The following is a 9,492-nucleotide window of genomic DNA, read 5'->3' as shown; positions in this document are numbered from 1 at the left end:
GCATATAATGATTATGATTAGTATCTTAAATAATAATATATAATTACTACTATATAAAATTGTATATTTAAAAATCATGATAAATGTTCCATTCTTTAATTTAATTAAAAATTAAAAATAATTTTTCTAAAAAGATTATATGATCTAATAATTTACATTAAACATTTAGGATTAATATTTAAAGTTCAAAAGTTATATTTAACATTTAAATAATTAAATAAATTAATAGTTATTGATAGAATAAATATACTTCAAAACAAACATTTTAAAACAAATAATAATAAACAATGATAAATTATTATATTATTATATTATTATAAATTATTATATATTATCATAAATCATGATAAATTATTATATTATTATTATAAATTATTATAGATTATCATAAATCATTGTAAATTATTATAGATTATTTATAAATCATGATAAATTATAATTATATAAATATGATAAATTATATTAAACAAATTATATTAATGATTAAAACAAAATAAAAATTAGAAATAAAACATATTTATCTAAAAAACTTATAAAAAGAGCCAAATAAATTATAAAAAGAATCAAATATCTTATAAAAGTAGTAATTAAAAGATTTATTAGGTGTTAAAATGGGAAAATCAAAATTATCCGCAAAATCATTATTAAATGAAATATCTTACAAAAAACATCTGAAAAATAAAAAAACGATTCTAGTTAATAATTTAAGAGTCTGTAAAGAAGATTTTGAAATTAAAAACTTAGATATTTTAGAATCAGAAAATTCCCATAAAACAGAGAAAATTAAAGGAAAAAATCAAATAAAAAAAGAAATTGGATTTGAAAACCTTAAAGATCTTTTAGATAATACTTCTTCTTGCCAAATATCCGATGCATTAAATAAGCTAACAAGAAGAAATGGAGTTTTAAAAGGTTTAAAGTCTATAAATAGTAAAACTGCTTATGGTAGAGTTGTTACAGTTGAAAGTTCATCAGATGATTGGGGAACTTCTCTACTCGGAATCGATGCTTGTAAAAAAGGCAATATTCTTTTCATAAAGACTAATGGACCTAGCTCTGCAGTTTGGGGAGAGCTAACTTCAACCTGTTCAGGAGAAAAAGGTATTTCAGGGACAGTTATATGGGGAGCTACTAGAGATATAAATTTTGTTTCAGAAAACAATTATCCAGTATTTGCAAAAGAAACTATACCTAATGCAGGTAATGCTTTAGGCTTAGGAAAAGTAAATATTCCAATTAAAATAAGTGAAACCCCTGAAATAATAATTAAAAATGGAGATTTTATATTTGGAGATAAAAGTGGAGTTGTTCATGTTCCTCAAGAACTTTTTTGTGATGTAATGATAAAGACCTTGGAAATAAAAGCTAATGAAACAAATATTATTTCTGAAATTAAAAAAGGAAAACCTTTATCTCAAATAGTAGGATTAAAAGATAAACTCGAATAATATTAGATAAAATGAGGATTTAAATGAGTTCTAAAAAATCTGATGAATTTTTTAACATTAATACTCCTAAAATTCAAAAAGAAAAAAAAGAATTGGAAGAAATAGAAAGAAAAGAAAAAGAAAACAATGAAAATCAGGATATTTATTCTATAATTAGAGATAACAAAAAAAGCATAATTATTTCTTTCATTATAGTATTTGGACTAATTTTTACAATACTAATACTTGCAGGAATCAATGATGTAATTAACACTTTAAAAAGAACAAATCTGTGGATATTAGCTCTTACAATTGTGATACAGATATTTGTCTACTTAGTTTGGGCACTTAGATGGAAGATTATATTAGATAAAATGGACGAGTCCCCTAAATATATAAATGTTCTTGGTATTTTAATGACAAGTATATTTGGAAATAACATAACACCAGGATCAATAGGAGGAGAACCACTACGTGCATATGTACTGAAAGAATACAATGATACTCCATTTGAAGTTGGACTCGCTTCAACAATGGCAGATAGAGTATTTGAAATACTTCCCTTCTTATTAATGTCCATATTAGCAGTCTTTGCCCTTTTGTCATGGTATTTAGATATTTTATCAAAAATTTTTCTAATAATATTAATATTAGCTACAATATTTGGATTTTCATTTGTAATATACGCTGGAATCAATAAAAGTGTTTCTGAAAAAATAGCTTTAAAGATATTAGGTTGGGTTCATCCTTTAGTTGAGAGAATGACTCAAAAAAAATATAATTTAGATAAATTGAAGAAAAAAGCTATTTATTATATTGATAATTTTAATTCTAGCTTTACTATGATAGTAGAAAATAGATTATTTTTTGCAGGAGCATTCCTAGCACTTTTAACTTGGGGATTGGATTTGTCTAATTCATATCTAGCATTTGTAGCTATAGGTGTTACACCACCATTAGCCCCATTCATAACAATATTTACAATAGCCATTTTATTATCATTTTTACCATTACTACCAGGATCATTAGGTATTACTGAAATAATAATGATAGCTCTTTTTGTTCCTGTAGGAATAACTGCAGATCATGTAATAGCTGCAAGCGCAATTGAAAGAATAGCTTCATATATATTACCTACAATTGCAGGGTTATTAACCGCTATTTATTATGGTAAAAAAATTGTTAACAAAAATACAGATGAAAATAAATCATAGCTATGAATTTAAAAACTTCATTTTTGAAAAACTTCATAAAAATTCATCGGTAAAGGTTAATCAATGAAAAAGTTCATTAATAACAATATCCATAACATTAATACTATAATATTAATTATTTTATACATTTTATAAAAAAAATCATATATTTCATGAAAAAAATATACAATATTTAATTTTTTTAATATAAAATAAAAAGAGTGACTTATTTTTTAATATACTATAGAAAGATTTTTATATTGTTTTAACCAATTATTATATGCTGTAAAATTAAATATAATATGAAATTGAGAAGAATTAATGGAGGAAGCATAGTGAATATTAATATTGATTCTTATTATTATATGAGAGATAATATTTTTGATAAAGTTCAAAAAGCTAGTAATGTAGAAAAATTAGCTATGGCAGTTCTAATGGCTTGTTTGACTGGAATATTAGCACAAATTATAATCCCTTTACCTTGGACCCCAGTTCCTATAACCGGGCAAACTTTTGGAGTTTTAGTATCTGGTTTATTCCTTGGAAAAAGATTTGGTGTATTAAGCCAAGTTATATACATATTTGCAGGAATTTTAGGTGTAAGCTGGTTTGCTGAAATGAGTAGTGGTTTGAGTGTTTTTTTAGGTTCAACCTGTGGATACTTCATAGGTTTTATACTAGCTGCTGCATTAATTGGTTATATTTCAGAAAAGTATACAGAAAGCAGAAATTTCAAGAAAATGTTTGGTCTAATGTTAGTAGCCAACTTTGCTTGTATTTACATTCCTGGATTGATTGGTTTAAGCATTTGGTTATACTTTACTCAAGGTGCTTTTCCAGATATTATAACTTTAATTATGATGGGTCTTGCTCCATTTATAATAGGTGACTTGTTTAAAGTCGGAATTGCAGCTGGAATATCTAAAGTAGCTTTACCAAAAGAATAATAGATTTATAATTAAAAAATAATAACTAAAAATTATTATTTTATCCTTATTTTTTTAATATATTAATTTTTAAGAAATTTAACTATTTTTAGAATAAATACATTAAATCCTAAAATAAATATAATAAATTTTAAAAGAAACATGGCGATTTTTAAAGATTTCCAAAAATTAAATGAATATAATATTAGATATTAACTACTTTTAACAATAAGATTTATTTTTAAAAGATTTATTTTTAATAATAAAACTTTAATAATATAAGATAATTTAAAAAGATCATTATTTATCAAATAAATTGATTAATACTAAATTTCTACAGTGAAAAAATGAATATTAATGAAAAAAAAGTCATTTATTTACGTGGACATCATCTACTATGTTTACAAGGATATCAAGGATATGGTTATGATGATAATTTTAAAAAAAATATTGAAACTATAATTAGCATTTTAAAAAATGAAGATTCTAATGTTAAAGTAGTTTTAACTGAGTCTCCTGATGCTTTATGTGAATTTTGTCCAAATTTAAAAGACAAAATATGTATAGGGGAATCAAACAATACTGAAATCAATGAAAATATTAAAAGTGATAATAAAATTGAATATACTAAAAATATTGAAGATAATGAAGATACTAAGGTTACTAAAAGTATTAAAAATACTAAGGATACTAAAAATAATAAAGATACTAAGGATACTAAAAGTATTAAAAATACTAAGGATACTAAGAATACTAAAAATAATAAAGATAATAAATATCCTAAAAATAAATTAATGCACTCCATTAACAATGAAAAAATTGTAAATATGGATTCTAAAGTATTGAAAAAAGCAAAAATAAACAAAAAAAAGGAATATTTATTTAGTGAAGCAGTTATATTAGTTAATAATTCATTTAAATACTTAAAAGATGCTAAAGAAGTTTGTGGAGAATGTGGATGGATAGATAAATGTCTTTGGTATCAATCAAGAGAGTGAATAATTAAACCAAAACAAAAAAATATTGTATTAATATTAATAAGATTAGTATTAATAAGATTAATTTTAGTATTAAAAATATAATAGCAATAATATAATCATGAATAAAACCAATACATTTAAATATAACTTCAATTAAAGTAAAATTGCTGTAATTGTAGATAAATACAAATCAGCATATATAGTCCCGTAGGGTAGTGGTAATCCTTCTAGGCTTTGGACCCGGAGACGGCGGTTCGACTCCGCTCGGGACTATCTTATTTTTATTATTTTTACACTTTTTATTATTTTTACATCTGTTTTATAAAAATTTAATTGAATTAAGCTATTTTAAATATATTTAATGAAATTTAATAATTTTATTTATTCTATAGAATTTTATATAATAATTAAAATTAAATAATATTCTAATACTAAACATTCCAATATTAAACATTTCAATATTAAATATTTTAATATTAAATACCAATTAGATAATAACTAAAAATAACTAAAAATATAATTTATTTATCTAAAAATTAACATTATTTAAAATTAGATAGTGATTTAAAAAGATAATAATTTAAAATATTAAATTAAAATTAATCTTAGATAAATAAAATTTATATAAATAAAAAATTATTAAGATGGTGCAGTAAATGGAAAAATTGCTAATAATGGGAATAAATACCCGAGGATTAGTAAATTCTAGTCTAACATTACCATATAAAACTTATTCAACAAGTTATTATTGTACTTTTGATTTTAAATTACCTTATAAAGAAAAACATATTTTAAAACAAAAAGAAGGAACTTCTTGTGGATTTATTGAAAAAAATTATAATCCAAATAAATTATTAGAATTATCAAAAGATTTTATCGAAGAAGTAGATGGAATCATTTTGTCTTCAGGAATATCTTGTAATGATTTTAAAGGGACTTTTAAGAAACATAAAAGGAAGATAATAGGTAACCAAAAAACAGAACATGTTGAAGATAAATATAAATTTTATAAGAAAATAAAAAATAAATATTTGACTCCTAAAACTTTTAAAATAAACTATGGAAACAATGAAGACAATATATCTGAAATACTTGAAATAGCTAAACAATATCCTAATCTTCCATTTATTATAAAACCCCTCCAAGGATCTGGAGGTTATGGGATTAGCTATATAAAATACAATGATGAAAATGAGATTATTTTAAACACTCCAAGTAATGCTTCCAAAAAAAATAGCAAAGGAAATATAGATATCAATAAATTTTATAATGACCATATAAAATATGAAAATTCAGGATTAATAGTCCAAGAATATATAAATGGAACAAATGTTAGTTCATCTATCTTATCAACTAAAAAGGAATCAAAAACAATAGTAACTAGCAATATGCTAACAGGTTTAGATTTTGGAATAGAAAATAGTTTCAAATATTTTGGTAATATAGTGCCTTTCAATATTAATAATGTTAATAATATCTTAAGTTTAGAAAAAGAAAAAAACATAATAAAACATATAGAAAGAAGTTCTGAAGATTTAATACCATATCTAAAATTAATCGGTTCTAATGGGTTAGATATGATAATAGGTGAAAATCTAGAAGAAGCATATGTTATTGAAGTTAATCCACGATTCCAAGGAACCTATGAATGTGTAGAGGAACTATTAGGAATCAACTTACTAGAGGCACATATAAAAGCATGTGAAGGAGAATTAATAGAAATTCCAAAAATCACCAAAGATAAATATACTATCAAAAGAATAATCTACTCCTCTAAAAGAATCAAATTAAAGAATAATATTAATATAGCTAATTTTTATGATATACCTTATAAAGGAGTAATTATCGAAAAAGATGAACCATTATTAACAATCATAACTCCCAAAGATAGCATTTCAAATGTGAAAAATGAAGTAAATAATGCTGTTTATTTAATAGAAAAAGAACTTAAAAATGATAAAAAAGTTAATTAACAATTAATATACTAAAAAATTTTACTAAAAATAAAATCTAAAAATAAAATTCTAAAAATAAAATTCTAAAAATAAAATTCTAAAGATAAAATAATAATAAATTAATAATAAAAATTATAATAAAAAATATAATAAAAAATATTAAATGATATATAATAGTGCAAAATAAAAAGGAATTATAGAAAAATTCCTTAAAAATTCCTATCAAAATATTATATTAAATTACTCCAACAAGTAGTAAAATAAAAATTAAAGTTCCAATTACTATCAAAATAGTAGTAGCAATCATAGCTCCAGTAATTATCAAATATAACCTGGCTTTTTTATCAGGATCTTTAATATATTGATTAAATGGATCACGTTTCATAATTACACAAATTTAGAAGAATAATATTAAATATAAAGAAGTTAATACTTTAAAAAAATAGAACTTAAAAAAATAAAAAATAAAAAATGTTTTATAAATAAAACACTATTTAAATAAATTATTAATAATCTCAACCGGGAAAAGAGATAAAAATCCTAAAAGATCACCTTTCTCAATAGCACCATCAGAAGATGCAATAAAAGCGGCCCTATTGACAGTTTTATCCATTGAAAGAGGGATATGAGTTTCTGAACCAACAGCAATTGGATGACCATATTTATTTGCAGCATAACTACTAATAGATACTATATGTTTTGCAGGAATTGAAATCTCTTTAATTTTAATTGAAACAGATTTTCCATTTTCTAAAACAATATCTTCATTAGCAACAATAACTCTTGATAAAATAGGAATATCTCCCATTTTAAGATCCATTTTACTTTGAGAACTTTTAAGTTCTCTTTTGAATTCACCAACAGGATTTAAAAATCTAACCATTCAATCACTACCTAATCTTCAACTTCAATTTTGGATTTAATTATCTTTAACCTAACAAAGTTTTCTCTCTCCATCTCTTGAAGTCTTGTTTCAATAGATTTGACAGAATTTTGTAGCTTAGGAATCATTATATGTTCTAATGCATTAACACGACGTTTAGTTGATTCAATTTCAGCAGCTAAAAGATAAATAGTTTTTTCAACTTCCCCTAATTCAATTATTAACGAAATTGCCTCTTCAAATTTCTTTGCAGTTTCATCTAATTTTGCTGAAGTGTCTAAAAAGCTGTATCCCCTATCAACCAATGTTCTTTCTTTGATTTCTGAATCCATTATAGGAACAACAACACCCATAATACTCCTTGAATCTATTTCAACTTCAACGGACTCTTTTACAGATAATGATGCCCTTTGAACAGATAAGTCACCCATGTCCACTTGAACTTTGGTTAAGTCACTATATGCTTCCTTAAGAATTTCTTCAACTTTACTACGTGATCCTTTAACTCTATCTAATATATCAAAAAATTCTTTAATCAAAGCATCACGTTTTTCTTTTAATAAACTATGGCCTTTAACTGCGAGTTTTTCCCTATCTTTGAGTTTTAATAACTCCATTCTTGTGGGATTAATCCCTTCCATTGTTTCTTGTGCCATTTTTTACCTCCTAGAAAAAATAATTAGTAAAATAAGTATTTGTACTAATTATAATTTTCTTATGGATTTAATTATTCATACTATTCATTTGGAAGATAAATTGGAATATGTTCTTCCTTAACCCTTTTAAGTTCAGTTCTAGGTAATAAACTTAATAATTTCCAACCAAGATCTAAAGTTTCCTGGATAGTCCTATCTTCATCTTTAGCTTGAGTAATGAATTCTTCTTCAAAAGCATCAGCAAATTTCAAGAACTTTTGATCTCTTTCAGTAAGAGCTTCTTCACCAACAACAGCTACTAAATCTCTTAAATCACGACCTTCTGCATAAGCAGAGTATAATTGATCAGAAACACCACTATGGTCTTCACGAGTCCTGTTTTCACCAATACCCCCACTCATCAAACGAGATAAAGAAGGAAGTACATCTACAGGAGGATAAATACCTTTTCTGTGAAGATCACGACTAAGTACAATTTGCCCTTCAGTGATATAACCAGTTAAATCAGGAATTGGGTGAGTAATATCATCTTGAGGCATGACTAATATAGGCATTTGAGTAATAGAACCTTCTTTACCAGCTATACGACCAGCACGTTCATATAAACCAGCTAAATCAGTGTACATGTATCCAGGATAACCTCTTCTTCCAGGAACCTCATTACGAGCTGCAGAAACTTCCCTTAAAGCTTCACAGTAGTTAGTTAAATCAGTTAAAATAACCAATACATGCATGTCATGTTCAAAAGCTAAATATTCTGCAGTAGTAAGAGCCATTTTAGGAGTAAGAATCCTTTCAATAGCAGGATCATCTGCTAAATTCATAAATACAGTAACCCTTTCAAGAGCTCCAGTTCTTTCAAAATCCTTCATGAAAAAGTTAGCTTCTTCGTGAGTAATACCCATAGCAGCAAATATAACTGCAAACTCAGTATCTTCACCAATTACCTTAGCTTGTCTTGCAATTTGTGCAGCTAAGTCATTGTGAGGTAAACCAGAACCTGAGAATATAGGTAATTTTTGGCCTCTAACTAAAGTGTTCATACCATCAATAGTAGAAATACCAGTCTGAATAAATTCTGCAGGAAATTCACGAGCAGAAGGGTTCATTGGGTTACCATTAATATCTAATTCTTTTTCAGGTATAATCTCTGGACCACCATCAATAGGTTTACCAGTACCATCAAAAATACGTCCCATCATATCTAATGAAACACCAATCTTAGCTGTTTCACCAGTAAAACGAGTTTTTGTATTTTTAGTATTTAAATCACTAGTTCCTTCAAAAACTTGGATAACTGCAATATCTGTTCTAACTTCAAGAACTTGACCTCTTCTGTTTTCGCCATCGGGTGTTTCAATTTCTACTATCTCGTTATAAGCAACACCTTCCACTCCTTCAACAATCATTAAAGGACCAGCAACCTCAGTAACTGTGGTGTATTCTCTTGTTTTAATATCAGTATTCATTTT

At 25.1% G+C, this 9,492-nt stretch carries 9 protein-coding genes and 1 tRNA gene; 6 read left to right on the top strand and 4 right to left on the bottom strand.

Annotated features, from left to right (window positions below; all coding sequences use genetic code 11):
* The first annotated feature begins 611 nt into the window (after nt 1-611).
* The 6 genes from MBBAR_RS07510 to MBBAR_RS07485 all read left to right on the top strand — a co-directional run bounded on the left by MBBAR_RS07510 (nt 612) and on the right by MBBAR_RS07485 (nt 6,499).
* A complete protein-coding gene (locus MBBAR_RS07510; protein ID WP_080460680.1) occupies nt 612-1,448 on the top strand; it encodes an RraA family protein in 837 nt (278 codons plus the stop codon).
* Between the two features lie 23 nt (nt 1,449-1,471).
* Nucleotides 1,472-2,641, top strand: coding sequence for a UPF0104 family protein (locus MBBAR_RS07505; RefSeq protein WP_080460679.1), 1,170 nt, complete (start codon nt 1,472-1,474; stop codon nt 2,639-2,641).
* A gap of 320 nt (nt 2,642-2,961) precedes the next feature.
* A complete protein-coding gene (locus MBBAR_RS07500; RefSeq protein ID WP_080460683.1) occupies nt 2,962-3,567 on the top strand; it encodes a biotin transporter BioY in 606 nt (201 codons plus the stop codon).
* A 326-nt stretch (nt 3,568-3,893) separates the two neighbouring features.
* Nucleotides 3,894-4,544: a DUF1284 domain-containing protein gene (locus MBBAR_RS07495; protein ID WP_080460678.1), complete on the top strand. Its 651-nt coding sequence runs from the start codon at nt 3,894-3,896 to the stop codon at nt 4,542-4,544.
* Nucleotides 4,545-4,727: 183 nt separating this feature from the next.
* Nucleotides 4,728-4,799, top strand: a tRNA-Gln gene (locus MBBAR_RS07490).
* A gap of 383 nt (nt 4,800-5,182) precedes the next feature.
* Nucleotides 5,183-6,499: an ATP-grasp domain-containing protein gene (locus tag MBBAR_RS07485; protein ID WP_080460677.1), complete on the top strand. Its 1,317-nt coding sequence runs from the start codon at nt 5,183-5,185 to the stop codon at nt 6,497-6,499.
* A 217-nt stretch (nt 6,500-6,716) separates the two neighbouring features.
* Here the strand turns inward: MBBAR_RS07485 and MBBAR_RS10435 are convergent, their stop codons facing one another.
* The 4 genes from MBBAR_RS10435 to MBBAR_RS07470 all read right to left on the bottom strand — a co-directional run bounded on the left by MBBAR_RS10435 (nt 6,717) and on the right by MBBAR_RS07470 (nt 9,489).
* Nucleotides 6,717-6,866, bottom strand: a complete 150-nt coding sequence (locus MBBAR_RS10435; protein ID WP_169835755.1) for a hypothetical protein — start codon at nt 6,864-6,866, stop codon at nt 6,717-6,719.
* 105 nt (nt 6,867-6,971) lie between these two features.
* Complete coding sequence (locus MBBAR_RS07480) at nt 6,972-7,364, bottom strand: DUF22 domain-containing protein (RefSeq protein WP_080460676.1); 393 nt, start codon at nt 7,362-7,364, stop codon at nt 6,972-6,974.
* 11 nt (nt 7,365-7,375) lie between these two features.
* Nucleotides 7,376-8,020 (bottom strand): V-type ATP synthase subunit D, encoded by a 645-nt coding sequence (locus MBBAR_RS07475; protein WP_080460675.1) that lies wholly within the window; start codon nt 8,018-8,020, stop codon nt 7,376-7,378.
* A gap of 80 nt (nt 8,021-8,100) precedes the next feature.
* Nucleotides 8,101-9,489 carry an ATP synthase subunit B gene (locus MBBAR_RS07470; RefSeq protein WP_080460674.1) on the bottom strand — a complete coding sequence of 463 codons (1,389 nt, stop codon included), beginning with the start codon at nt 9,487-9,489 and terminating at the stop codon, nt 8,101-8,103.
* Nucleotides 9,490-9,492 lie beyond the last annotated feature (3 nt).

The organism is Methanobrevibacter arboriphilus JCM 13429 = DSM 1125, from assembly GCF_002072215.1.
GTDB lineage: Archaea > Methanobacteriota > Methanobacteria > Methanobacteriales > Methanobacteriaceae > Methanobinarius > Methanobinarius arboriphilicus.
Note: the sequence above shows the minus strand (reverse complement) of the source record. Positions and strands in the feature narration are given on the sequence as shown.